This is a genomic window from Chitinophagales bacterium (assembly GCA_020635995.1).
In the GTDB taxonomy this organism is placed as follows: Bacteria; Bacteroidota; Bacteroidia; order Chitinophagales; family UBA8649; genus JAFMKE01.
This window is the reverse complement of the sequence record JACJYS010000005.1, coordinates 109,253-134,690: the sequence shown is the minus strand read 5'-3', so window position 1 is coordinate 134,690 and position 25,438 is coordinate 109,253. Positions and strand designations below refer to the sequence as shown.

At 32.1% G+C, this 25,438-nt stretch carries 23 protein-coding genes; 14 read left to right on the top strand and 9 right to left on the bottom strand.

Annotated elements, in window-relative coordinates:
- The first annotated feature begins 2 nt into the window (after positions 1-2).
- The 5 genes from H6578_09050 (at position 3) to gldN (ending at position 5,664) form a co-directional block, all read left to right on the top strand.
- Positions 3-971: a PorP/SprF family type IX secretion system membrane protein gene (locus H6578_09050; GenBank protein ID MCB9227296.1), complete on the top strand. Its 969-nt coding sequence runs from the start codon at positions 3-5 to the stop codon at positions 969-971.
- 91 nt (positions 972-1,062) lie between these two features.
- Positions 1,063-2,322 carry an SUMF1/EgtB/PvdO family nonheme iron enzyme gene (locus tag H6578_09045; GenBank protein ID MCB9227295.1) on the top strand — a complete coding sequence of 420 codons (1,260 nt, stop codon included), beginning with the start codon at positions 1,063-1,065 and terminating at the stop codon, positions 2,320-2,322.
- Positions 2,323-2,423: 101 nt separating this feature from the next.
- The gene (gldL, locus tag H6578_09040) at positions 2,424-3,077 is read left to right on the top strand and encodes a gliding motility protein GldL (protein MCB9227294.1); all 654 of its coding nucleotides are present in this window, start codon (positions 2,424-2,426) and stop codon (positions 3,075-3,077) included.
- A 43-nt stretch (positions 3,078-3,120) separates the two neighbouring features.
- Entirely contained in the window at positions 3,121-4,791 is a 1,671-nt protein-coding gene (gene gldM, locus H6578_09035; protein ID MCB9227293.1) for a gliding motility protein GldM, read from the top strand.
- A 51-nt stretch (positions 4,792-4,842) separates the two neighbouring features.
- Positions 4,843-5,664 (top strand): gliding motility protein GldN, encoded by an 822-nt coding sequence (gldN, locus tag H6578_09030; GenBank protein MCB9227292.1) that lies wholly within the window; start codon positions 4,843-4,845, stop codon positions 5,662-5,664.
- Here the strand turns inward: gldN and H6578_09025 are convergent.
- The 3 genes from H6578_09025 to H6578_09015 are packed head-to-tail and all read right to left on the bottom strand — an operon-like array spanning position 5,661 to position 12,252.
- Positions 5,661-7,469, bottom strand: coding sequence for an excinuclease ABC subunit C (locus H6578_09025; GenBank protein MCB9227291.1), 1,809 nt, complete (start codon positions 7,467-7,469; stop codon positions 5,661-5,663). The genes gldN and H6578_09025 overlap by 4 nt on opposite strands.
- Entirely contained in the window at positions 7,459-9,750 is a 2,292-nt protein-coding gene (locus tag H6578_09020) for a transglycosylase domain-containing protein (protein MCB9227290.1), read from the bottom strand. The genes H6578_09025 and H6578_09020 overlap by 11 nt, the downstream gene beginning before the upstream one ends.
- A 21-nt stretch (positions 9,751-9,771) precedes the next feature.
- A complete protein-coding gene (locus H6578_09015) occupies positions 9,772-12,252 on the bottom strand; it encodes a tetratricopeptide repeat protein (GenBank protein MCB9227289.1) in 2,481 nt (826 codons plus the stop codon).
- A 138-nt stretch (positions 12,253-12,390) separates the two neighbouring features.
- Between H6578_09015 and H6578_09010 the strand changes: the two genes are divergently transcribed.
- The 4 genes from H6578_09010 to H6578_08995 are packed head-to-tail and all read left to right on the top strand — an operon-like array spanning position 12,391 to position 14,287.
- Entirely contained in the window at positions 12,391-13,287 is an 897-nt protein-coding gene (locus H6578_09010; protein ID MCB9227288.1) for a M23 family metallopeptidase, read from the top strand.
- A 13-nt stretch (positions 13,288-13,300) separates the two neighbouring features.
- A complete protein-coding gene (locus tag H6578_09005) occupies positions 13,301-13,708 on the top strand; it encodes a polymer-forming cytoskeletal protein (GenBank protein MCB9227287.1) in 408 nt (135 codons plus the stop codon).
- Positions 13,677-13,901, top strand: coding sequence for an AtpZ/AtpI family protein (locus tag H6578_09000; protein ID MCB9227286.1), 225 nt, complete (start codon positions 13,677-13,679; stop codon positions 13,899-13,901). The genes H6578_09005 and H6578_09000 overlap by 32 nt, the downstream gene beginning before the upstream one ends.
- Positions 13,898-14,287, top strand: coding sequence for a hypothetical protein (locus H6578_08995; GenBank protein ID MCB9227285.1), 390 nt, complete (start codon positions 13,898-13,900; stop codon positions 14,285-14,287). The genes H6578_09000 and H6578_08995 overlap by 4 nt, the downstream gene beginning before the upstream one ends.
- A gap of 22 nt (positions 14,288-14,309) precedes the next feature.
- Here H6578_08995 and accC read toward each other — a convergent pair whose 3' ends face one another.
- From accC to udk, 5 genes are all read right to left on the bottom strand, one after another.
- Entirely contained in the window at positions 14,310-15,674 is a 1,365-nt protein-coding gene (accC, locus tag H6578_08990; GenBank protein ID MCB9227284.1) for an acetyl-CoA carboxylase biotin carboxylase subunit, read from the bottom strand.
- Between the two features lie 45 nt (positions 15,675-15,719).
- Positions 15,720-16,208, bottom strand: a complete 489-nt coding sequence (gene accB / locus H6578_08985; GenBank protein ID MCB9227283.1) for an acetyl-CoA carboxylase biotin carboxyl carrier protein — start codon at positions 16,206-16,208, stop codon at positions 15,720-15,722.
- A 23-nt stretch (positions 16,209-16,231) separates the two neighbouring features.
- Complete coding sequence (gene efp / locus H6578_08980) at positions 16,232-16,795, bottom strand: elongation factor P (GenBank protein ID MCB9227282.1); 564 nt, start codon at positions 16,793-16,795, stop codon at positions 16,232-16,234.
- Positions 16,796-16,865: 70 nt separating this feature from the next.
- Positions 16,866-18,263 carry a hypothetical protein gene (locus H6578_08975; protein MCB9227281.1) on the bottom strand — a complete coding sequence of 466 codons (1,398 nt, stop codon included), beginning with the start codon at positions 18,261-18,263 and terminating at the stop codon, positions 16,866-16,868.
- Between the two features lie 173 nt (positions 18,264-18,436).
- Positions 18,437-19,048 carry a uridine kinase gene (gene udk / locus H6578_08970; GenBank protein MCB9227280.1) on the bottom strand — a complete coding sequence of 204 codons (612 nt, stop codon included), beginning with the start codon at positions 19,046-19,048 and terminating at the stop codon, positions 18,437-18,439.
- A gap of 119 nt (positions 19,049-19,167) precedes the next feature.
- On the opposite strand from udk, the gene H6578_08965 reads away from it, so the two are divergent.
- The 4 genes from H6578_08965 to H6578_08950 all read left to right on the top strand — a co-directional run bounded on the left by H6578_08965 (position 19,168) and on the right by H6578_08950 (position 23,435).
- Positions 19,168-20,265: an aminopeptidase gene (locus H6578_08965; protein ID MCB9227279.1), complete on the top strand. Its 1,098-nt coding sequence runs from the start codon at positions 19,168-19,170 to the stop codon at positions 20,263-20,265.
- Entirely contained in the window at positions 20,265-20,648 is a 384-nt protein-coding gene (locus H6578_08960; GenBank protein ID MCB9227278.1) for a GtrA family protein, read from the top strand. The genes H6578_08965 and H6578_08960 overlap by 1 nt, the downstream gene beginning before the upstream one ends.
- Before the next feature lie 141 nt (positions 20,649-20,789).
- A complete protein-coding gene (locus H6578_08955; protein MCB9227277.1) occupies positions 20,790-22,526 on the top strand; it encodes a DEAD/DEAH box helicase in 1,737 nt (578 codons plus the stop codon).
- A gap of 138 nt (positions 22,527-22,664) precedes the next feature.
- Positions 22,665-23,435, top strand: a complete 771-nt coding sequence (locus H6578_08950) for a sulfite exporter TauE/SafE family protein (GenBank protein MCB9227276.1) — start codon at positions 22,665-22,667, stop codon at positions 23,433-23,435.
- On the opposite strand, the gene mnmA is transcribed toward H6578_08950, so the two are convergent.
- Complete coding sequence (mnmA, locus tag H6578_08945; GenBank protein ID MCB9227275.1) at positions 23,432-24,610, bottom strand: tRNA 2-thiouridine(34) synthase MnmA; 1,179 nt, start codon at positions 24,608-24,610, stop codon at positions 23,432-23,434. The two genes, H6578_08950 and mnmA, sit on opposite strands and share 4 nt — an antisense overlap.
- A gap of 55 nt (positions 24,611-24,665) precedes the next feature.
- On the opposite strand from mnmA, the gene H6578_08940 reads away from it, so the two are divergent.
- Positions 24,666-25,421 (top strand): DUF1295 domain-containing protein, encoded by a 756-nt coding sequence (locus H6578_08940; protein MCB9227274.1) that lies wholly within the window; start codon positions 24,666-24,668, stop codon positions 25,419-25,421.
- Positions 25,422-25,438 lie beyond the last annotated feature (17 nt).

Sequence of the window (25,438 nt, the reverse complement as noted above, 5' to 3'; positions counted from 1 at the left end):
ATTTGAGAATCAGTTTACTAATATTATTATTGTTTTTACTTGCCGATGTTAAGTCGCAGCAGTGGATACAGTTTACACAATTAAATCAATATAGGCTATACAATAATACAGCTTATACAGGTTATAATTCACAAATAGATGCCGTAGTAGCTCACAGAAGTTTATATGTAGGATTGGGTACTAAAGCCATGTATTCTCAGCAGGCAGCCTTTGGTATGCCGGTGGCAACGCCCAAGTTAGGTTTAGGATTTAGATTTTTAAATGATAAAATAGGTCTGCAAAGATATTCTCAATTAGAACTATCTGCAGCATATCATCCATTACAAAACAAACATAAGTTATCTATAGGTGCATCAGTAGGTTTTGTGCAGTTAGGATTAAAAGGAAATGAAATAACAGCACCAGACGGTTCATACCCAAGTGGCATGGTAGTACATAATGATGCATATTTGCCAAACGAAAATTCAAATGGAATAGCACCTTCATTTTCTTTTGGTGTAGTATATGGTATTAAAAACTTTGAAGTAGGAGCAAGCATTCAAAACATAAATTCTCCAAGAATAAAGATAAGTAAAACACAAAGTGGAACAATTATTTTTATAAATCGTACAATAAATATAAGTACTTTGTACGTTATAAAATTAAAAAGTGTTAACTTAACACCCTTATTTTATGTAAAAACAGATTTTTTAAAGTGGCAAATGCAGTTGCAAGCCATGTTAGAATGGAAGAAATTAATGATAGGAGCAGGATTTAGAGGATATAATGGATTAAATAATGACGCAGTGTTTGGCATAATAGGGTTAAATATAAATGATAGATATAAAGTAGGATATAGCTACGATTATAACTTATCTTACTTAAATAACTCTAATACTGGGTCGCATGAACTGAGTTTTAGATTAAATATAAATAAAGGATTTAAAGGTATTTCTAAAGAAAATATTTTATTTAATCCTAGATTTTTATAAAAAATAATTACATTAGCGTGCAGATATATTTTTGTTTATGAAAAAAAACTCTATATTTACACACTTTAAAACAACTACGAAAAAAATGGAAATGAAAACAAAATCGTTGTTTATAGCAGGTTTGCTACTTAGCATTGTCTTTTTAAGTGGATGCGGAGGTAGCTATAATGGTCAACTTTTAGGTGAGTTAGACCGACCAAGGTGGCAGCCCGAGATGCCATACGGTATGATTTACGTTCCTACGGGATTTTTACATGTAGGTCCTTCAGACCAAGATGTTAATCATGCTTTAGTAACAAAAAATAAGTCTATTTCAATTGTTGGCTTCTTTATGGATGACACAGAAATAACTAATAACGAGTATCGCCAGTTTGAGCATTGGGTTAGAGATTCAATAGCTCATAAATTAATGGAGCACGTTATAGTTAATGATGAAACAGGAGAAGAATCAATAGATTGGGATCAAGAAATTGATTGGGAAAGTCAAGAAACAAAAGACATGTTAGGTTCAATGAACTTACCAGCAAGTGACCCATTGAAGCCTAATTCTGTTGACCCGAGAAAACTTATTTATGAGTATGTTTGGATTGATTGGCAAACAGCAGCTGATGTAAAAGACATAGATAGAGAAGAACTATTAATTAAAGAGGAAACGCCTATTTATCCGGATACATTAGTATGGATTAGAGATTTTTCATACTCTTATAATGAGCCAATGGCAAGAAACTACTACGGACACCCTGCATTTGATGACTATCCTGTAGTAGGTGTAAATTGGGATCAAGCAAATGCTTTTACAGCATGGAGAACTCGTTACTATAATGATTATAAAAAAGGTCAAGGTCTTCCTTTAATAGATGACTTTAGATTACCAACAGAACATGAGTGGGAATATGCGGCAAGAGGTGGCAAAGACCAATCTCCTTATCCATGGGGTGGTCCTTATATTAGAAACAGCAAAGGTTGTTTGTTAGCTAACTTTAAGCCAGGTAGAGGAAACTATCCAGAAGATGGTGGATTATACACAGTTAGAGCAGACGCATACTGGCCAAATGATTTCGGATTATATAACATGGCAGGAAACGTAGCTGAATGGACTTCATCTGCTTACTATGAAAATTCATACAACTTTGTTCACGACTTGAACCCAGATATTAGATATGATGTTCAAGATGGAGATCCTGAAGCTAAAATGAGAAAAGTGTTAAGAGGTGGTTCATGGAAAGATATAGGATACTATATTCAAACAGGAACAAGACACTGGGATTATTCAAATGTGTCTAAAAGTTATATTGGTTTCAGATGTGTATCTACATATTTAGGTAGAGATTACAGAGATAATTCAAATTAATCAAAATAAATTATTTATATCAAACTTATTGTTGTCATGTATAAACGGAAATATTGATAACACTAAAAACTATTGTTTAAACTAAAAAAAAAATTACAAAAATGGCAAACGGAAATTTTCTTTCATCAAAAAAAGGACAAACTATTTTAAATGTATTCTACAGTGTAGGTGCAGCGGTAGTAATTGTTGGAGCATTATTTAAAATTTTGCACTTACCAGGTGCTAACGTTATGTTGATGTTCGGTTTAGGAACAGAAGCACTTATATTCTTAGTACAAGCATTTGTACCTGTACCAACAGAATATCATTGGGAAAATGTACACCCTGAATTAGTAGAAGAAGATGAAGAATTTAGTGGACTTTCTACAGGAAGTGGTTCTAAAGGTTCTTTAACTCAAAATCTTGACGATATGTTAGCTAAGGCTAATGTAGAGCAAGAAATGATTTCTAGATTAGGAACTAACTTAGGTAAGTTAAGTGATAATGTTTCTAAAATGGGAGATTTAAGTTCAGCTTCATTAGCTACAGAAGAATATGCTTCTAATGCAAAAGCAGCAGCAGGTGCTTTAGGTAAAGTTAAAAACGCTTATGAATCTGCTTTAGCTTCAGCTGATGGATTAGCTAATACTTTAGATTCTATTAAATCTATTAGTGAATCTACAGGTGCAGTACAATCTCAAATGAGTGATTTACAAAGTAATTTATCTTCTTTAAATAAAGTTTATGGCAATATGCTATCGGCTATGAAAGCATAATAACTTTAAAACCTTATTTATAAACTTTAAAAAGAAATAAAAAATGGCAGGTGGTAAACTAAGTCCAAGACAGAAAATGATAAACATGATGTATTTGGTACTAACAGCTATGTTAGCATTGAATGTGTCAGCGGAAATTCTTGAAGCGTTTAGAACAGTTCAAGAAGGTATCAACAACTCTACCTCTGCGGTAGAAGATAAAGTTAGATTAATTGATGAAGCTTTAGCTAAAGAAGCTGAAAAGAATCCGGATGTTGCCGGACCTCTATTAGCTAGTTCTAAAGATGTAAATTCTGAAATTGCTAACCTAATACAATTTATAGATCAAGTTAAGCATGAAGTAACCATGGAAAGTGGAGGTTATAAAAATGGTGCTACAGAATTTGGTCAAGGTGATTTGCCTAACAAACCAGACGATTATGATGGTTCATCTAGAATTTTAGCTGAGGGTACCAAAGGTAAAGATTTGAAACAAAAAATCAATGATACCCGTGTAGCATTATTAGCTATAGTTGAAAAAGTTGCTCCTCAAGAAAAAGCTAATTTTGAAAATAACTTAACATTAGAAGCAAATGATAATGAAGAACTTCCTGTAGGAAATCCAAAAAGAATATGGGAATATAAAAACTTTTATCATGTTCCAATTGGTGCTACAGTTACAATTTTAGATAAAATTAAAAATGATGCTGTAAATGCACAAGCTTCAATTAATGAGTTTTTATTAAGTAGAGTAGGTGCGGTTCAAGTTAAAATTGACAAATTAGCAGCTCAAGTAATGGCAGAATCAAGCTACCTTCCTTCTGGAGGTAAATATGACGCTAAAATTTTCTTAGCAGCTTCAAGTTCAAACCTAAATGGTAAAGTTTACTTAGGTAAATTAGACATGAGCAAATTTGAAACAGATTCAGCAGGAAATTATAAACCTTACGTTGGAAATGGAGAGAAAGATTTACCGGTTTCAAATCCACAAGAATTAGAAATGAGTGGTGGTATGGCAAATTATACAGGTTCAGCAGGTGTTGGTTCTCACTCTTATTCTGGAGTTATTCAAATACCTAAACCAGGACAAGAAGGTAAATTTGACAACTATCCGTTTACAGCAGATTATGAAGTAGCTCCTCCGGCAGGTTTGTCTATTTCTCCTACTAAAATGAACGTATTATACATAGGTGTTGATAACCCGTTGTCAATAACTGTGGGTGATGCTAAGCCGGGTACGGTTTCTGCATCTATTAATAATGGTACATTAAGTAACCAAGGAAATGGAAAGTTTGTGGCAAGACCAACTTCAGCAGGTAAAGCTAATATTTCAGTTAGTGGTAAAAATGCAGCAGGTGCTAATACTGGTGGCTCTATGGAATTTAGAGTTAAATTTATTCCGGATCCAATACCAACATTAGGTGGAGATGAGGCATTAACCTTAAACGGTAAAGGTCAAAAAGGTACTATTAAAGCTAAAGGTGGTATAGTTCCTTTATTAAAAGATTTTGACTTTGAAGCACGTTTTACAGTAGAGAGCTATGATTTCTATTTAACTTCTGGTGGTGACTTATTACCGGCAAGAGGAAATAGTGGACCAATGTATAGTGGAACAGTTAATAATCTTATAGATAGAGCTAAACCTAATGATTTGATGGTATTTGATAATATTAAAGTAAAAGGACCAGACGGAAAAACTAGAAAAATACCTAGTATGTCTTTCCAAGTATTTTAATAGACAATTTAAAGTATAATAAGAACGTTATAATTACATAAAATGTTAACTATGAAAAAATTATTTTCAATCTTCTTTGTTGCCCTTTTTGCGATAGGATTCGTAAAAGCACAAGATCCTGTGATAGACGGTGTGTATGAAAAGAAAAATACATCGGAAAAAGGCATAATAGAATACGATGATATCAGAGAAGCTGATGTTTTTTGGACAAAAAGAATTTGGAGAACTATTGATGTTAGAGAAAAAATGAATTTAATTTTCTCTTATCCTCAAATGCCTCTAATAGATATTATTCATAGTGCTGCGGCTAGCGGGGAGTTAACAGTTTATGATATGTCGGTTCTTAATGCTGATCAATTTTTAGATACTTTGGCGGTAGAGAAAGTAGGTATGATAGGCAATAGTGTAGATACTATTTCGCGTATTAACCCTATAACTTTACAACAAGAGGAAATTGTTCAAGTAAATGAATTTGACCCACAAAAGGTTATTAAATACAAAATTAAAGAAGATTGGTTTTTTGACGAAGAAACTTCAACTTTCCAAGTTAGAATTTTAGGTATTGCTCCAGTAATAGAATCATATAGTAGTGATGGAAATTACTTAGGAGATGAAACAATGTACTGGGTTTATTATCCACAGTTAAGACCTATTATTTCTAAATACGAAGCTTATAATACAGGAAATGATGCTATAAGATTAAGTTGGGAAGATATTTTTGAAGCTCGTTTATTTGATAGCTATATAACTAAAGAATCTAATGTTTATGATAGAGTTATTCAAGAATATGCTACAGGATTAGATGCTTTATTTGAGTCTGATAGAATTAAAGATGAGTTATTTAATTTTGAGCATGATTTGTGGTCATATTAATCATTAAAATAATTGTAAATCAAATTAGCTTTTGATTTACCTATAAATAAAGCGAGTTCTTCTAAAGAAGCTCGCTTTATTTTTTTTGTGGAACCATACTCTTTTAAAAGTTTTTCTTTAGTACTATCGCCTATGCCTTTTATTTGGTCTAATTCAGATTGAATAAATGATTTACTTCTTAAATCTCTATGAAAAGTTATAGCAAAACGATGTGCTTCGTTTCTTAAGTGTTGAATAACTTTTAATGATTCACTTTTTTTATTGATATACAAAGGTAAACTATCGCCCGGATAATATATTTCTTCTAATCTTTTAGCTATGCCTATAATAGGAAGCTTACCTATTAAATTTAATTTTTCAAGACTTTTTAAAGCCGAACTTAGTTGACCTTTGCCTCCATCTACAATAACTAAATTAGGTAATTCTTTTTCTTCTTTAATAAGGCGACTATACCTTCTATACACCACTTCTTCCATGCTGGCAAAATCATTTGGACCTTCTACAGTTTTTATTTTAAAATGCCTATAATCTTTTTTTGAAGGCTTAGCGTTTTTAAATACAACCATTGATGCCACAGGATTAGTGCCTTGTATGTTTGAATTATCAAAGCACTCAATGTGTATGGGCTTTTCTGTTAGTCTTAAATCTTTTTGCATTTGTAAAAGTATGCGTTCTACATTGCTTTCTTTTTTTGCTTGTTTTTCTTTAATATCAAAATAATGCTGCTTTTGAGATATTAAATTTCTAAATGCTATCTCTAAAATTTTCAGTTTATCGCCACTTTTTGGAACAGTTATTTTAACATCAACAATATCAATATCAATAGGAACAATAACTTCAGGAGCATTTTCATTTTCTGTTCTTTCGCTTCTGTGCTTTTCTATTAAACTTTGTAGCAGTTGAGCATCGTTTTCGTCAAGTTTGTGCTTTAATTGAAAATTAAAAGTGCTTACAATAGCTCCATTTCTTATTTTTAAATAAGTTATAAAACTGCGTTCTTCAACAGATAATATGTGGTAGGCATCTACATGATTTATACTTGAGTCCACTATGTTGTTTTTCCGCTTATAATCTTGCAGTGTTTCTATTCTTTTTTGATAATCGTGAGCTTTTTCGTACGCCAAATTATCTTCAAATTCTTTTTGTTTTTCCTCTAAATAACTTATAGCTACTGATGATTTTCCTTGCAAAATATTTCTAATTTGCTCTATGTTGTTCAGATATTCCTCCTCACTTTGGTATCCCTCGCATGGACCTAAACAGTTTTCAATATGATATTCTAAACAAACTTTAAACTTTTTATTTTCAATATTTTTTTTTGTTAAATTTAAACTGCAAGTTCTAAGTGGAAATAGTTTAGTTATCGTTTCAAAGGCTTTTCGGGCATAAAAAACTGATGTGTAAGGACCAAAATATTCGCTTCCGTCATCTATTTTTTTTCTTGTAAAGAATACACGAGGGAACGGTTCATTTTTTATAGCAATAGAAGGATAAGATTTATCATCTCTAAATTGGATATTGTACTTAGGTTTTTCATTGTTAATTAAATTGCGTTCTAATAGTAATGCATCTTTTTCGTTTTCTACTACTGTAAATTGTATGTTTCTAATTTGCGAAACCATAAAACGCAATCTAAAACTATCGTGAGATTTTGTAAAATAAGAGTTAACTCTTTTTTTAAGATTTTTAGCTTTGCCTATATAAAGTATATCACTGTTTGAAGAATAAAACCTATATACACCCGGTTTTTCGGGTATAGTAAGCAGAATATCAGTTAAACCACTATGGTTTTTTTTATTGCTCAAAGAAGTTATTCATTTCTGGCGTATGTCCTTCACTTCCGTGTTCATTTTCAAACTTTGTACAATCAAGCTCTACGTAAAGTTTTTCTGTAGGTTTTTCAAATGAAGCATTAATGTTGTAATGCAATGAAGTATCGGCATAAACTTTTTTAATAAATTTAGCCCATATAGGTAGTGCTGTGCTGGCTCCTTGTCCTAAAGATGTGCTTCTAAAACGTACAAATTTATCGTCATTGCCCACCCAAACACCGGCAAGAAGCTCCGGTGTGTAGCCCATAAACCAACCATCAGAGTTGTTTTGTGTTGTTCCTGTTTTTCCGGCTATTTGCAATGTTCGGGGGATATTGTACTTAAAACGCACTCTTGCACCTGTAGCATAAGACGGACTTCCGTCCACTACATTTCTCAGCATTTGAGTAATAATGTATGCAGACTGTTCGTCTAAAGCTTGTTTTTTATGCGGATAAAATTCTTCAATAATATTGCCATGGCTGTCTTCTATTCTTGTAACAAAGATAGGTTCTATGCTGTTTCCGCCTCCATTGGCAAAAGTGGAGTAAGCGTGTATCATTTCATATACAGAAATATCGGCTACTCCTAAGCAAATGGAAGGGTAGGGAGGTATTTCGCTTTCTATACCTAAATTATGGGCAAAATTAACCACGGCATTAGCATTTAACTCGTGCATTAAATATGCTGTTACTTGATTTTTAGATGCCGCAAGTCCGTCTTTTATTGCCATCATTCCGTCTGAACTGCCATCTGAGTTTTTTGGACAATATTTTTTTAAAATAGGCCATTTTGGGTCATCGGGGTCAAAACAAATAGGTGCATCCGGTACTTTAAAACATGGAGAATAACCCACTTCTTTTATGGCTAAAATATAAATAAGTGGTTTAAATGTTGAACCCACTTGCCTTTTTGTATTAATATTTACATGGTCAAATTGGTTTTGCTCAAAATTAGCACCACCTACCCACGCTTTTACATAACCCGTATTGGGATCTACAGCCAGCAAACCTGTCTGTAAAATCATTTTGTAATATTTTACGGAATCTAAGGGGCTAAGTACGGTATCTATATTGCCATGATGACTCCATAAAGTCATTTCTCTTGGTGTATTTATTACTTTAAGTGCTTCTTCTTTACTTAAAGTGTCTTTTTGCATAAATATTTTAGTAACATTTTCTATTAGCAAATCTTCTTGCTTAGGAGCGGTGTTGGCTCTGTCATATTTATCGTAATACTCCCATGGGTCTTTGCCTTTCCAATGTTTAAAAAACATATCTTGCCATTCTGTTAAATGCTCTGCTACGGCTTCTTCGGCATAGGTTTGCATTTTTCCGTTTATAGTAGTATAAACTTTTAATCCATCTTTATAAATATTATATGGTTTTCCTGTGCTCGGGTTTATTTTGTTAGTAGCCCAATCTTTTAACCACATTCTTAATTGTTCTCTAAAATGTGGTGCTATGCCATTTATATGATTTGTAGCTTTAAAATCTGTAACTATTTCTTTATCTCTTAATGTATCTTTTGCCGCTTGGTCTATAAACCCATATTTGTACATTTGGTCTATAACTGTTTTCTTTCTGTTTAAAGCTTTTTCTGGATTTGAAACAGGATTAAAGACGAATGGACCTTTAAGCATGCCAATTAAAGTTGCACTTTCGTTGGTGGTTAAATCGCTTACATTTTTATTAAAGTATGTTTTAGCTGCCGATTTTATACCAAAAGAATTATGTATAAAATCTACTGTGTTTAAATACATGGTAAGTATTTCCTCTTTAGTATATGTCCGTTCTAACATTACAGACATTACATACTCTTTTAGTTTTTGAAATATTCTTTTAATTGAGCTTGACCTATCAACATCATGAAAAAGATTTCTCGCCAATTGTTGAGTAATTGTACTACCTCCACCTCTTTTTCCTAAGAAAAATACTGAAGAGAATGTACGTTTCATATCTATACCGGAATGTTTATAAAAACGCACATCTTCAGTAGCAATTAACGCATCTATTAAGTTTTGAGGAAGTTCTTCAAACTTGGCATTAGACCTGTTTTTGCTATAATATTTACCAATGGGCACATCAGAATCTGACGAATAAATTTCTGTAGCTAAATCGCTATTGGGGTTTTCTATTTCATCAAAAGTGGGCATTTCGCCAAGTAAGCCTTTTGATATTCCCCAAAAAAAGATTGCTATAAAAATAATTAGAAATAAGAATGCTAACCAAATAGTTCTTATCATTTTATTGCTTTTAGTTTTTGTAGAAGCCATATTTTCAGTTTGGTCAAATTTTTATTCGCCTTCTTTTTTAGTGTCTTTGGAGTCAACTTTATTTTTTCCTCCAATGTTAAACTCTTTTTTACCTATGTTAATTTTCAAACCATCACGAGATTTTTCATCTATTTTTTCAGGAGTTTTTATCTTGTCTATTTTGTCTTTTGATAAAGTATTTTTTCCTCCATTATTAACAGGTGTGTTTATGGTGTTTGTAGGCGAAGGATTATTATCTAACACAGGATTTTGCCCATTAAGATAAGCTAATATTTCTGTAGCTTTTTTCTCTTCTTCGGTATTTTTGTGTTCATTAACTACATAACTTAATGAAGCTTTAAATTCTTCTAACTGTTTTTTTCCTCCTATTGATAGTGCTTTTATTAAATCATATTTAGCTTGAATAGGGTTGTTTTCAAATTTAGTTTTTGCTTCATCTACTTTTGTTATTACTTGGTCGTACTGCTCTTTAGTATATAAAGTGTATAGATTATCGTAATAATCTTCTATTTCCTTTTCGTTATATTTATTAGGGTTTTTAATTAAGCTGGCATATTTACTGTTAGGAAATTCGCCTAAAATGATACTTTTTGCATCATTAGCTTTAGATTTTTTGTCGCTATCGGTATATAGTGTGTACAAAAAGTAGTATGCTTCTGCTTTATATTTATTGGAAGCATATAAGTTGTTTAGTTTTTCAAACATTTCTATACTTTTAGGTATGTTGTCTAAATCAACTTTATATAAAACTCCCGATCCGTAATAAGCATCAATAATATTATTTTTTAATTCTGTTTTTTCTTCTTCACTATTAGGAACAGCCTCCAGCATGGCTTCATAAGTGGCGTTTATTCTGCTCATGTATTCATCTCCATTGTCTTTATCGCCATCGGCAAATTCGGCATCTGAACTTTTATTGCTTCTTCTCCAATTGTCTTCTAAAGTTATATCGCCCCACACTTGCTTAAATTTTTTGTAGCCGTTTGTTCTGCTTGAACTACTATAAAAATACCAACTGCCTTTATTGTTTTTGCCACTACTGTTGGCTGCTTGCAAATTGTTATCCTTTTGCTCTTTTTCTTCTTTAATTTGTCTATCTACTTCGTCAACGGCTTTTTTGTATAACAATGCTTCTAACTCTTTATTGCTTAGTTTTGAAAGAGCCAATAAGCTGTCGTTTAAGCTAATGGTATTCAAATATTCTATTAATTCTGTTAGCACAGAGGCTCTGCTTTGCACGGTTCCATAATTAGTAAAACTACTATCTATATATGTTAAAGAACTGTCGTAATACATTTGAGCTCCTTTGTAGTTTTCTTCATCGTAATAAATATCGGCTAACTGAACTATAGATTTTGCTTTTTGTTTATCGTTATTAGTAGAAACTTCAATAGATTTTTTTAAATATTTTTCAGCATCTTCTCTTTCATCATCTTGAAGTGCAATTAAAGCTTTTTCATAATAAAGCTGGTCATAAAAATCTCTGTTTTTATTATCTCTCAGCATTTTAGCTATTAATCTTTTGGTAGCTTTATCTACATTGTCAGCTTTCCTATTCATTTGAATTAGTTTAAGCTGTGCATAAAATATCATTTCAAAATTGTTATTGCCTTTTATTGATTTTTTGTATAATTCTGCGGCTCTATCACTTTTATTTTGTGCTTCGTAAAGCTGAGCAGAAATAAATTGCATTCTGGCATTTTTGCTTTGTTTCTTTTTATAAGAAATGGCTTTTTCTATGTCTTCTATGGCTCTATCGTAGCTGTTTAGTTTTAGCTGTAAATCGGCTTTTGTTTGAGCTACATCTCTATCGTAATTTTTTATAAAATTTTTATCTGCTTCTATAAATGTTAAAACAGACTGTGCTTCTGTAAGTTGGTCATTTTCAATATATGCTTTAGCCAGCCATACCATAGCTTCACTATTGGCAGGTTCGTGTACCGTTAGTTTTTTCTTAGGTCTTATGTCTTTGCCTTTTTTAAGAGCTTCTATTTGCTTTTTCTCTATTTTTTTAGCTTTAGCTTTTAATTTTTTGCTGTTTTTCTGCTTTTTTATTTTCTTTTTACTTCGGGCATCTACGCCATCGTTAAAATTTGAAGTTATGTATCTAAAACAGCTAATGGCAGAGTCCATTTGCCCTTGGTAATAGTATGATTGCCCAATTATTAAAAAAGCATCATCTGCCCAGTTACTTACTGAGTTGTCATCATTTTTTTTATAATTTTTCCCTTTTTCTCTTTCTTGGTGTGTTTGAATAACCAACCTTGCTTTTTCTATGGTAACATTAAGAGCATCGTTTTGAGCACTAATATCTTTGATATTGCCATAAGGAGATATAGATAAAATTTGGTCGTAATTGTCTTTTCTGTTTTCTGCTAAGTTTTTTAACTGTGTATTATAATTTTCCTTTGCATTAAAATAACCATTGTAATGACTGGTTAAATCGTGATAAGTTTGTTTTGCAATAGGTGCATTATGCTTGGCACAAGAAGTTAAAAACATGAAAAAAAACAAGATTAAATATATAGAGATGTAATTCTTCAATTTGATTTTCTTTTCTTTGTTAACTTTGTAATAACTCATTAAACACAAAAATATTATTTTAAGCGTTAAAAATGGGTTATTATTGCTAAATAATTTATGGCTAAAGATAATAATAATAAAGCAAACCAATCTTTTTTTGAGAAATTAAGGAACAAGTATAGGCTGGTGGTGCTAAATGAAGAAACTTATGAGCAAAAAGCGAGCTTGCGATTATCAAGACTTAACTTGTTTATATTAGGCAGTTTATTTGTTTTGTTTAACATAATAGTGGTAATTTTAATTATTGCTTTTACACCTTTAAAATTTATGATGCCTGGCGTGGGCTCTTTAGATGTAAGGTCGGAGTTGATAAAAGTAGAATTATTGACAGATTCTCTTGAAAGCCAGATAGATAAAAGAAATTATTGGTTAAAAAATTTACAGCAAGCTTTAGACGGGAAATTTGACTCTTCTTTTACTTATTCCGATACTTTTTCTCATGCGGAAAAGCAGGATATTAATTTGGCTTTGACTAATGATATAGAAAAGGAGTTTAGAGAAGAGTTGAAAGACGAAATAGAGTTGTTAAGTGTAGAAACTTCTTCAAAAAATGTTCAGCCTAATTATTTTCCTTTAAAATTTATATCGCCTATAAGTAATGGTACTTTGTTATCTGAATTTGATAGTAAAAGTGAGCATTTTGGTGTTGATTTGGCAACAGTGGCGGGAGATGTAGTTAAAGCGGCAGAAGATGGAGTGGTTGTTTTATCGGAATGGAATCCTGAAACGGGAAATGTGCTGGCAATACAGCATAGAAATAATGCAATTACATTTTATAAGCACAATAAAGAATTGCTTAAAAAAGTAGGAACTTATGTAAAAAAGCAAGATGCTATTGCTATTGTAGGCAATTCGGGCGAATTAACTGACGGTCCGCACTTGCATTTTGAAATTTGGCAGAACGGAAAACCAAAAAATCCACAAGATTTTATTAATTTTAAGTCTATAAACTAAAAAACAAAATAACATGTTTGGCGAAAAGAAAAAAGATTTAACTAACAGCACAGATTTTTCTACAAATACTTTTAGAAAAGGAACAACAATAACGGGAGATATAAAAACCGAAGGAAACATTAGAATAGATGGCGTATTAGAAGGCTCTGTTTCTGCTAAGGGAAAATTAGTGGTAGGAGAAACAGGTGTTATAAATGGCAACTTGTTTTGTACAGATGCTACTGTTGAAGGAAAAATAGAAGGCAATGTTGAAATAACTCGCTTACTTATTATTAAAAGTAAATCAGTTATAGTGGGAAATATACTAACGGATAAAATTGTGGTGGAAGAAGGAGCTTCTTTTAACGGAAAAGTTACCATGGGAAAGGTTAATAAACTGAACAATATTAGTGAAAAATCTCAAGGACAAGTTGCCGTCTAAAGATGATGCGAATAAGTATTTAAGATATTCGGGTATAGCTTTTCAAATGCTTGCCACCATACTTATTGGCTTGTTTTTAGGTATGTATTTAGATAATAAATTTGGCACTCAAAAAATATTTACAGCTATATGTAGTTTATTGTTTGTAGTAGCCAGTTTGTATATTGTGCTTAAAGAATTTATTAAAAAGTGAATACGCTTAAAAACCCAATTTACTTAGCGTATATTATTTTAAATTTGGTGGTAAGTTTGCCGCTTTATTTATTTTACAGTATAAAATTAGGCGAGTTAAGTTTTTTTATTTCTTGTTTGTATTTAGCCATTTATATTGTTTTAAATCTATTTTTTATGATTACAAAACAGCTAAAGTGGGCAAAAATGACCAGTGTTTACTTAGGTTTTTTTGGACTAAAAAACTTAATGATTTTAGCTTTTTTAGTGGCTGTTTACAAATTTGGTTATTTAGATTCTAACTTAGCTTTTGCTATATGTGCCGTTTATTATATTATTTACACCGTACTAATAGCTCGGTTTATTTTAAAAAGTATAAAAGTTGTGCCAAATGTTAATTCAAAATAGTTTAATCTATTTTAATTTTACATTAGTGAGCATTAGATGCTTGAATGCTGTTATAATCAAAGCGTTCCATTATTCCCGTGTCGTAATTTCCGGAAATAAATTCTTCATTTTCTAAAAGTGCTAAGTGCAAAGGGATAGTTGTTTCTATTCCTTCTACAATAAATTCTTTTAAAGCTCTTTTCATTCGGGCTATAACTTCTGCTCGGCTTTTTCCTCTGCATATTACTTTTGCTATCATACTATCGTAGTAAGGTGGCACTTTGTAGCCGGCATACACGTGGGTATCTACTCTTACGCCATAGCCTTTAGGTGTGTGAAAAGCTGTTATCGTTCCGGGTGTAGGCTGAAAGTTTTTTAAAGGATTTTCTGCATTTATTCGGCATTCCATAGCAAAATTTCCTTCGGGCAGATAAGCATCTCCAACAATTTTCTCGCCAGCAGCTATTTTAATTTGTTCTTTAATTAAATCTACTTGCATTATTTCTTCAGTAACAGGATGTTCTACTTGAATACGAGTATTCATTTCCATAAAGTAGAAATTTTTGTACTTATCTACCAAAAATTCTACCGTGCCCATTCCTTCATAATTAATGGCTTTAGCGGCTTTAATGGCTGCTTCGCCCATTTTTTTTCTTAATTTATCGTCAACAAAAGCAGAGGGAGCTTCTTCTATTAGTTTTTGGTGTCTTCTTTGTACTGAGCAATCTCTTTCAGATAAATGGCACGCTGCACCTCTTTTATCTCCGGCTATTTGAATTTCAATATGGTGAGGTTCTACAATAAATTTTTCCATATACATACCGTCATTAGAGAATGCCGCTTTTGCTTCTTGTTTAGCTGAGTTCCAAGCGTTTTCTAAAGTTTCTACGCTGTGCACTATTCTCATTCCCTTGCCACCGCCACCGGCAGTAGCTTTTAAAATAACGGGGTAGCCTATTTTTTCGGCAGCTTTTTCGGCAGCTTTTAAATCTTTAAGCAAGCCGTCAGAGCCGGGAATAACGGGAACTCCTGCGGCTATCATTGTTTCTTTAGCGGTTACTTTATCGCCCATTTTAGAAATCATTTCGGCTGTAGGCCCAATAAATTTAATGCCTACATCTTCGCAAATTCTGGCAAAAGAAGCATTTTCTGCTAAAAATCCGTATCCCGGGTGTATGGCATCGGCATTGGTAATTTCTGCTGCTGCCATTAAATTATTAATGTTTAAGTACGAGTCTGCTCCTTTAGGAGCACCTATGCATACGGCTTCATCTGCAAATTTAACGTGCAAACTGTCTTTATCGGCAGTGGAGTAAACCGCCACAGTTTTTATTCCCATTTCTTTGCATGTTCTTATTACTCTAAGGGCTATTTCGCCTCTATTGGCTATTAGTATTTTTTGAAACATATCGGTTTGGTTTTTTGAAAAGTAACCTGAAATGTAAGTTTACTACTATGCAGGGTCAATTAAAAATAATACTTGGTCGTACTCTACCGGAGATTGGTCGTCAACCATTACTTTTACTATTTTGCCTGACATTTCAGATTCTACTTCATTAAATAGTTTCATAGCTTCTATAATGCAAACTACATCGCCTTTTTTAATAGTATCGCCTACTTTTACAAAAACATCTTTATCTGGAGATGGTTTTCTATAAAAAGTGCCTACCATTGGAGATTTGAACTCTATATAATTAGTTTTTTCTGCGGGTTTAGTTTCTTTGGTTTCAGCTTTAGCGGTTTCTTGCTTAGGAGCCACAGGCTGTGCCGCCACAGGAGCAACTACGCTTGGCTGTGCAATATTAACTACCTCTGTAGCTTTGCCTTTATAAAAATCTTTAGTGCGTATTCTTATTGAAAAATCATCTTTATCTAAAGTGAATTCTGCAATATTAGAATCGTTAAGTACTTTTATTAATTCGTGAATTTCTTTAGTATTCATAGTAGTTTTGGTTTGATGTGTATTTACTTAGCTCTTTCCATATAAGAACGGTCAGAGGTATTTACTTTTATTTTTTCGCCTTCATTTATAAATAAAGGAACATTTACAACGGCTCCGGTTTCTAATGTAGCAGGTTTTGTTGTGTTTGTTGCCGTATCGCCTTTTACGCCCGGCTCGCTGTAAGTTACTTCTAAAATAACATATTGTGGCAGTTCTGCTGTTAAAATTTCATCTGTGCCGGCATTATATAATGCTTCTACTTCCATGCCGTCTTTCATTAAATCGTTATTTGTTAATAATTCTTCAGGAATGGCAACTTGCTCAAATGTTTCGCTGTTCATAAAATGAAAACCCATATCGTCTTTGTATAGGTACTGAAATTTTCTGCGTTCTACTCTTACTTCGTCTATTTTATGTCCGGAAGGCCAAGTGTTATCAATTACTTTTCCGCTGGTTAAGCTTTTTAATTTTGTTCTTACAAACGCAGGACCTTTGCCTGGTTTTACGTGCTGAAATTCTACAACGGTATATACATCGTTGTTGAAATTCATACAAAGTCCGTTTCTAATATCAGATGTTGATGCCATTAGGTTTTTTTGTTTAAGGGTGTAAATTTAAGTCTTTTTTACTAATTGCCTTAGATTACTTAACAGACTTTTATGATTTATTTTGCATTTCCTTTGGAAAGGTAATTATAGTTTTAGTTCCTAAACCTAATTCTGATTGAATTATAATAGTACCGTTATAAAAATCTACAATTTTTTTGCAGGTAGATAATCCTAAGCCACTTCCTTCATAGTTGCTGTTGTGCAATTTTGTGAAGGGCTCAAATACTTTGGAAAGGTAATTTTTTTCTATACCAATGCCGTTATCTTCAATTTCTATGCATAAATTGTTGTTGAAATTTAAGTAGCTTGATATATGTATAAATAGTTCTTCGTCTTTTTTTCTGTATTTTATACTATTGCTTAAAATATTGAGAAACAGTTGATTAAACAAAGAAGTATGGGCATAAACAAAAAAATCTTTTTCGGGTAGTGTTATTTTTGCATTAGCGGTTTCAATTTGTTTGCTTAAAGTTTCTAAAATGTGATTTAGGATATTATTAATACTTAATTTTTCATTTTCGGGTAGGTTTTTATTGATGTCAGAAAAAGTGAGTATATCATCTATTAAATGCTGTAGTGAAAGACTGTTTTTTGTTATTAGTTTTGATAATTCTTTGTCTTTTTCTGTATAAGTGTCATGATATTTGCTTGAGAGTATTTCGGTAAATCCGGCTATTGTTCTAAGTGGAGATTTTAAATCGTGAGCGGCTATTGCTGCAAAATTTTTAAAGCTGGCATTGCTTTCTGTTAAAAATACATTCTGTTTTTCTATTTTCTTTTGTGCTAATTCTAAATTGACATTTAATAAGTTTAATTTTTCGTTTTTTTCTTTAAGCAAAAGTTCGTTTCTAATATGTATTATTTCTCTGTGCGTTAAGTAATTGGTTATTAAAAAATAAAAAATTAAGGTACCTATGCCATTAAAATAAAGGCTGGGAGCTTTTAAAATAGTTAATTGAAAATAGTTTAACATTACAAAATAAATAGCACCGTAAAGAGTTAAAATTGCAATAGAAACAAAGGTGTTAACCCTAACTAATGAAGCCATCATAAAAAGAAAAATCATTATAAAGCCTGTAGATGAGTGGTCTTTTAGTTCTAAATAATTTATGGCAACTACAAAGGGCACATATATTGAAAGCACAATAATTAGTGTGTAGTTTACCATTGCATTGGACTTTATTCTATCGTTTAGCCCAAGTTCTTTAGTAAATACAATTAAAAAAATGGCAGTACCTGCTATTAAAGAATGTAAAATGTATGTGTAAAGTTGAGAGGCAAAATTATTCCAAACGCCAGCGTTATAGTTTATTAAATCAAGCAATAAGAATATAATAGAAACAACAAGTACTATAATGTTTAGTGAAAGTAAATTTCTTAAGTTTACTTTATTTATTTCTTTTTTTACATCATTTGGTATGGAAAAGTTAAAGTGTTCAAGTATCATTATTAAGGATTATTGGGGTTGTAATTGTGTGTTATTTCTGTAATTTAAGTATAAATTATGAGCTAAATATGGGGTATTTGCCTCTATAATGCCGATTAGGATTATATAAATTTATACATTTTATTCCTAAAATTTACGGAATAGCGAATTTTTTTTGTCTGTGTTTATACATGTTAATTTTTCAATTTATCTTTTATCATAGAAGCTATAACGTCAATGGCAACATGGTTTTCGCCACCTATAGGTACAATTATGTCGGCATATTTCATAGTGGGTTCTATAAACTGATTGTGCATAGGTTTTAGCATGGTTTCATATCTGTTAAGTACTTCATCTATATCCCGACCTCTTTCTTTAATATCTCTGCGTATTCGCCTTATTAGTCTTTCGTCTGCATCGGCATGAACAAATATTTTTATATCGCATAACTCACGCAATTCCTCATTGGTAAAAACCAAAATACCTTCTACAATTATTACATCTTTAGGGTGAACTACTTTGTAGTCCTTTTCTCTTGAGTGGTTAATATACGAATAAATTGGCTCTTCAATATTATTTCCTGCCTTTAATTCTTTTAAATGTTTAACCAATAAATCAAAATCAATAGAACGAGGGTGGTCGTAATTAATTTTTTGTCGTTCTTCAAAACTTAAATGTCCATTGTCTTTATAGTAAGAATCTTGACCAAGTACAGCCACATGACCTTTGGGTATAACATTTAGTATCTTGTTAACTACTGTTGTTTTCCCAGAACCTGTCCCTCCGGCTATTCCTATAATTATCATTTTTGTATGTGGTTTTGTATTTCGCTTACAATTATACTCAAAATATCTGATTAATTAAAAATCTATTTACTTCTTGATGCTCAATATTTTATATTTGCAGTTCAAATATTAAATAAATCATGAGAGATATATACGTAAAATATGCCAATTTATTGACAAACTACTGTCTTCAAGTAAAGAAAAACGATAAAGTTTATGTGAGGACTACTTATTTAGCAGAACCATTATTGCAAGAGTTGCTAAAAGAAATATATTTAGCCGGAGGGCATCCATTTTTAGATGTTGAAATACAAGAGCAGGATAAAATATTTTTAGATAATGCAGCAGACCATCAATTAGATTTTGTTAATCCGTTTTTAGAGCAAGTTATGGAAACTTTTGATTGTTATTTAGTAATAAGAGCACCTTTTAATTTAAAGGATGTACAAAATGTAGATGGAGAGAAAAGAAAAAGAGCCAGCGTGGCACGAAGCCCTATGATGAAAACTTATATGAAGCGTACAGGTTCTTACGATTTAAGAAGAAGTTTGTGTCAATTTCCTACCCAAGCAAGTGCCCAAGAGGCGGGTATGAGCTTGCGTGAGTACGAGAATTTTGTGTATAAAGCTTGTAATTTAGAATATGACGACCCTATAAAAGAGTGGCTTAAACTAAGCGAACGCCAGCAAAGCATAGTAGATTACTTAAATAAATGTGAAAATGTTCATTATAAGAGTAATGATGTAGATATAAAATTTAACACCAAAGGGAGAATTTGGATAAATAGTGATGGTAAAACAAATATGCCATCAGGAGAGGTTTATACCGCACCTGTAGAAAATTCGGTAAATGGAGTGGTGCGTTTTTCGCACCCAAGTATATATATGGGGCAAGAAGTGGAAGACATTAAACTGGAAGTTAAAAATGGAGAAGTTGTAAAGTGGACAGCTAAAAGAGGGCAGGATTTATTAGACAGAGTTTTTAAGATACCCGGAGCTACCAGATTTGGCGAAGCTGCCGTAGGTACTAATTTTAAAATAGATAAGTTTACAAAAAATATACTTTTTGATGAAAAAATAGGCGGTACTATTCACATGGCTATAGGGCAAAGCTACCACCAGTGTGGAGGCAAAAATGATTCATCAATACACTGGGATATGATAGCGGATATGACTGATGGAGGAGAAATATATGCTGATGGGACAAAAGTATATGAAAATGGAAAGTTTACCATTTAATGAGTGCATTTTGGCTTACATTTTCTAAGTTTTTTGTAGTAGGCGGTTTAGGTTTTGGCATAGACGTACTAACTACTTTTATTTTTAAAGAAAAACTTCAATTACAAAAATACACGGCTAATTCTATTGGTTTTTTTATAGGCGTTACTTTTAGATTTTTTGCCAATAAATATTGGGCATTTCAAAATGAAAATCCAAACTGGTTGTGGCAAATGTTGCAATTTGGAATAATTGCTTTAATAGGCTTAGGCATCGTAAATGGCGTTATATTTATTTTACACGAAAAATGGAAGTTAATGAATTTTTATCCTGCCAAAATTGTAGCTATGATAGTTTATATGCTGTGGAATTTTACCGCTAATTATTTGTGGACTTTTGGATAAAAATAAAAAAATCAATAATTTTCATTACCTTTGCACAAAATTTATAACCGAGCAGGTTAATTGTTGGAGGTTGCGAGAAAAATAATGTAACTATAAAAATTCCTTCAGTAGTTAGCAACTCCAAAACATCAAAGACATTTTATGCAAAAATTTAAAGATTTAGGGCTTAGTGCGTCTATAGTAGAAGCATTGGCTCAAAAAGGTTTTGAAACACCTACGCCTATCCAAGAACAAGTTATACCTATTTTGCTTGAAGGCAAAAACAACGTGGTAGGGCAAGCACAAACCGGAACAGGGAAAACGGCAGCTTTTGGTTTGCCTATAGTTCAAAATTTAAAAGAAAAAACTAATGCAGTACAAGCACTTATACTAACGCCTACAAGGGAGTTAGCACTGCAAGTAGCCAATGAAATAGTTTCTTTTAAAGGAGATAAAAAATTATTTATTACCACCGTTTATGGAGGGCAGTCAATAGACCGACAGATAAGAGATTTGAATAGAGGTACAGATATAGTTGTAGGTACTCCGGGTCGTGTTATTGACTTAATAAAAAGAAATAAACTTAAGTTAGAAAATATTAAATATTTTGTGCTTGATGAAGCAGACGAAATGTTGAATATGGGTTTTATAGATGATATTGAATTTATTATTAATCAAACCAATGAAGAAAAACAAGTTTTACTTTTTTCTGCTACTATGCCTAAAAAAATAATGTCGCTGGCTAAAAAATATATGGGCGATTATGAGTTAGTGCAAGTTAAAAAAGAACAAATAACCACCACTAATGTAGAGCAACTATATTATGCAGTTTATGCAAAAGATAAAATGAAAGTTTTGAAAAGGATTTTAGAAGTAAATCCTAATTTTTATGGAATTATTTTTTGCAATACTAAAATGGGTACAGATGATGTAACACGCCAGCTTAATCAATTAGATTATTCGGCAGAAGCTTTGCATGGCGATATAGCTCAAAACCAAAGAGAAAGAATATTGAGCAGATTTAAAAGTAAAAGTTGTACTATTTTATGTGCTACCGATGTAGCTGCAAGAGGAATAGATGTAGATGATTTAACGCATGTAATCAATTATCAATTGCCACAAGACCCTGAGCAGTATGTACACCGCATAGGAAGAACTGGGCGTGCAGGAAAAGAAGGAGTGGCTATTTCTTTAATTTCGGGGAGCGAGAAAAAACAACTTAAAATTATAGAAAGTATAGCTAAAACTTCATTGCATAAAGCAGAACTGCCAAGTGCCGATGAACTTATAGAAGCTAAATTAACGCAATTGTATTTAGATATTGCTTCAAGTGTAGTAGATAAAAAAGACGAATTTATTTTAGAATTAGCTAATCAGCTTTTAGAAAGCAATGATCCTAAAACTATATTGACATCCGCCTTAAAGTACTTTTTAAAAGATGAATTAACTTCTGATTATTATGATGATATAAAAATGCCAAAAACATTGGCTGGTAGTACTAATAAAGAAACCCGATTATTTATAGCAAAAGGCAAAAAAGATAGTTTTAATAAAGACAGTTTAGAAGACTATATTGTAAGCAAATCGCATATAGATAAAAATGCTTTTTTAGATACATATTTGTTAGAAAATTTTTCTTTCATTACGCTTCAAGATGATGATGCCGAGATGGTTTTAAGAGCTTTTAAAACTATTAAAAACAATGGTAAAAGTTTGGTAGTGAAAGCTAAAGGTAGAGATGGCGATTCCTCATCTTCTTCTGAAAAATCGGGTAGAAAATCAGACAGAAAAGGAAGAAAATCTTCAAAAAAAGGAAAAAGTAATAGTGGGAATGCCCACTCAAATTTTTTCTCAAAGGGGAAATCTACTAAGTCAAAATATAAAAACGCTAAGTATTAGCACGTGTATTCGTGCCACCACTCTAAGGAGTTTTTAATAAAATTATCCTACTTTGTGCTAAATGGCACTAAGTAATTCCTTTCGTTTTAAGAAATTTGCACCGTTTTGGAGATAATAGCATATATTATTGCCTTATTTATGGGCATGTCGTTAGGTTTAATAGGTAGTGGCGGTTCATTAATAACCTTGCCGGTTTTCGTTTATTTATTGCATATTAATCCCGTTGTAGCCACAGGATATTCTTTATTTACAGTAGGTGCAACTTCTGCTGTGGGTGCTGTTAAAAATTATTTTTCGGGCAATGTGAAATTAGATGAAGCTGTTATGTTTGCTTTGCCTGCATCTATGGTAACTTTTGCTACAAGATTATGGATAATGCCTGCTATTCCCACTATTCTATTTAGTATTGGAGGAATTTCTGTGCAAAGAGATGTTGTTATTATGATTGTGTTTGCCTTTTTTGCTTTTCAAGCCGGAATAAGAATGTATAAAACCCAGCCAATAGACGTTTCGGGTAGAAAAGAAGAAACTAAAAATAGAAGATTAACATTGTTATTATTAGGTGTGGCAGTAGGCTTGCTGTCCGGATTTTTAGGTGCAGGTGGCGGCTTTTTAATTGTTCCGGCTTTAGTGCTTATATTAGGAATAGATATTAAAGAAGCTGTAGGTACTTCATTATTTATAATAGCTTTCAATTCTTTTATTGGTTTTTTAGGCGATTTAAAAGCAGGTTATAATATAGACTGGAAATTGTTAATTTCTTATACAGCCATGTCTGTTATTGGTATTTTTGTAGGTATGTATTTATCTAAACACATTAAAGATAAAGCCTTAAAAAAGGGATTCGCTATTTTTACTTTTATAGTGGCTTTTTATATTATTGTTAAAGAATTGATGCTGGTTTTTTAACCAATAACTCCACTTCCTATAAGCTCGTCATTTTTGTACCAAGCTACAAATTGCCCTGCGGCTATTCCTCTTTGAAAATTATCAAACACAAAGTACAAGCCATCTTCTTTTTGGTAAAGTGTGCAGTTTTCAAGTGGCTGTCGGTATCTTATTCTTGCACTATATTTAGCTTCTTCACCATTTTTTAGTGTTAAATTTTCTTGTAGCCAGTGGATGTCTTTATTTGCTACTTTTAATATTTTTCGGTACAAACCGGGGTGGTTTTCTCCCTGCCCAACGTATATAGTATTAGTTTGAGTATTGGTAGCTATTACAAAAAGTGGGAGAGGAGTGCCACCTATATTTAAGCCTTTTCTTTGCCCTATGGTATAGTAGTGAGCTCCTTGATGCTTACCTACTATTTTCCCATCGTTTTCGTTGTAAATAAAATTTTGAGCTAAATTTTCTAAGGTGTCATTTTCCCAGTTTCTAATAAAATCCGCATGATTTTCGGGTATTTCTATAACATTTCCTTCTTTAGGTTTTAGTTGTTGTTGTAAAAAATCGGGTAAACGAACTTTGCCTATAAAACATAAACCTTGCGAATCTTTTTTATCTGCGGTTACTAATTTTTGCTCTGTAGCTATTGTGCGTACTTCACTTTTTTGTAAATGTCCTATTGGAAATAAAGCTTTAGCCAGTTGTTCTTGACTTACCTGACACAAAAAGTAGCTTTGGTCTTTATTTTTATCGGCACCGGCTATAAGGTGGTAAATTTCTTTTCCGTTATTGTCTTTAGTTGTAGTTTTTTGGCAGTAATGTCCTGTTGCTACATAATCAGCTCCTAAAGCCAAGGCTTTTTTTAAGAATAAATCAAATTTAACTTCTCTATTGCACAAAATATCCGGATTGGGTGTCCTACCTTTTTCGTATTCGTCAAACATATAGTTTACTATACGTTCTTTGTATTCTTTACTAAAATCTATAACATGAAAAGGAATACCCAATTTATCTGCCACTAAAAGAGCATCGTTGCTATCTTCTATCCACGGGCATTCGTCAGAAATAATAACTTCATCATCAACCCAATTTCGCATAAAAATGCCAATGACATCATAGCCCTGCTGCTTTAATAAATAAGCCGCAACGCTACTATCAACTCCGCCCGATAATCCTACAACCACTTTTTTAGTCATAATGCAAAAATACGAGTATTATTTATAGCTTTGTAACAAAGACAAAACCAAACTAATGAATTTAACTACTATTTTGAATTGGATATGGATTGGAATAGGCGTTCTCACTTTTTTATATCTTATTTTTTTTAAAACAGCTCCTTATGGCAGGCACACTAAAGAAGGCTGGGGTCCTACCGTAGATAATAAATTGGGATGGATATTAATGGAATCTCCGGCATTGTTTCTATTCTTATTTTACTTTTTTGCATTTAAAGATTATACCAACAGTGTGGTACTTGTTTTTGTAATTTTTTGGTTGTTGCACTATGTTAACCGAACCTTAATTTTCCCTTTTAGAATAAAAACTAAGGGAAAAAGAATGCCTTTAGTTATAGTGTTAGCTGCTGTTTTTTTTAATAGTGTTAATACTTTTTTTATAGCTTCTTTTCTAGCAAAAAATCCTGAAAGATATGGAATTGATTGGCTTCATTCGTGGCAGTTTATAGTAGGAGCTTTGTTGTTTATTATAGGATATTTAATTAACCAATACAGCGATTATATTTTAATAAATTTAAGAAAACCCAATGAGGTGGGTTATAAAATACCCAATGGATTTTTGTACAAATACATTACTAATCCTAATTATTTTGGAGAAATAATAGAATGGACTGGTTTTGCAGTGATGACGTGGTGCTTGCCTTCTTTTTCGTTTTTGGTGTGGACTTTAGCTAATTTAGTTCCCCGAGCCATAGCCAACCATAAGTGGTATAAAGAGAAATTTGATAATTATCCCAAAGAAAGAAAAATATTGATTCCTTACATTTTCTAAACTTTAATTTGAAAATG

Bases quoted from the DNA above. Each gene is read 5' to 3' on its own strand.
- H6578_09045 (MCB9227295.1), top strand. From the start codon at position 1,063: ATGAAAACAAAATCGTTGTTTATAGCAGGTTTGCTACTTAGCATTGTC.
- gldL (MCB9227294.1), top strand. From the start codon at position 2,424: ATGGCAAACGGAAATTTTCTTTCATCAAAAAAAGGACAAACTATTTTA.
- gldM (MCB9227293.1), top strand. From the start codon at position 3,121: ATGGCAGGTGGTAAACTAAGTCCAAGACAGAAAATGATAAACATGATG.
- gldN (MCB9227292.1), top strand. From the start codon at position 4,843: ATGAAAAAATTATTTTCAATCTTCTTTGTTGCCCTTTTTGCGATAGGA.
- H6578_09020 (MCB9227290.1), bottom strand. From the start codon at position 9,750: ATGGCTTCTACAAAAACTAAAAGCAATAAAATGATAAGAACTATTTGG.
- H6578_09015 (MCB9227289.1), bottom strand. From the start codon at position 12,252: ATGTTTTTAACTTCTTGTGCCAAGCATAATGCACCTATTGCAAAACAA.
- H6578_09010 (MCB9227288.1), top strand. From the start codon at position 12,391: ATGGCTAAAGATAATAATAATAAAGCAAACCAATCTTTTTTTGAGAAA.
- H6578_09005 (MCB9227287.1), top strand. From the start codon at position 13,301: ATGTTTGGCGAAAAGAAAAAAGATTTAACTAACAGCACAGATTTTTCT.
- accC (MCB9227284.1), bottom strand. From the start codon at position 15,674: ATGTTTCAAAAAATACTAATAGCCAATAGAGGCGAAATAGCCCTTAGA.
- accB (MCB9227283.1), bottom strand. From the start codon at position 16,208: ATGAATACTAAAGAAATTCACGAATTAATAAAAGTACTTAACGATTCT.
- efp (MCB9227282.1), bottom strand. From the start codon at position 16,795: ATGGCATCAACATCTGATATTAGAAACGGACTTTGTATGAATTTCAAC.
- H6578_08975 (MCB9227281.1), bottom strand. From the start codon at position 18,263: ATGATACTTGAACACTTTAACTTTTCCATACCAAATGATGTAAAAAAA.
- udk (MCB9227280.1), bottom strand. From the start codon at position 19,048: ATGATAATTATAGGAATAGCCGGAGGGACAGGTTCTGGGAAAACAACA.
- H6578_08965 (MCB9227279.1), top strand. From the start codon at position 19,168: ATGAGAGATATATACGTAAAATATGCCAATTTATTGACAAACTACTGT.
- H6578_08960 (MCB9227278.1), top strand. From the start codon at position 20,265: ATGAGTGCATTTTGGCTTACATTTTCTAAGTTTTTTGTAGTAGGCGGT.
- H6578_08955 (MCB9227277.1), top strand. From the start codon at position 20,790: ATGCAAAAATTTAAAGATTTAGGGCTTAGTGCGTCTATAGTAGAAGCA.
- H6578_08950 (MCB9227276.1), top strand. From the start codon at position 22,665: ATGGGCATGTCGTTAGGTTTAATAGGTAGTGGCGGTTCATTAATAACC.
- mnmA (MCB9227275.1), bottom strand. From the start codon at position 24,610: ATGACTAAAAAAGTGGTTGTAGGATTATCGGGCGGAGTTGATAGTAGC.
- H6578_08940 (MCB9227274.1), top strand. From the start codon at position 24,666: ATGAATTTAACTACTATTTTGAATTGGATATGGATTGGAATAGGCGTT.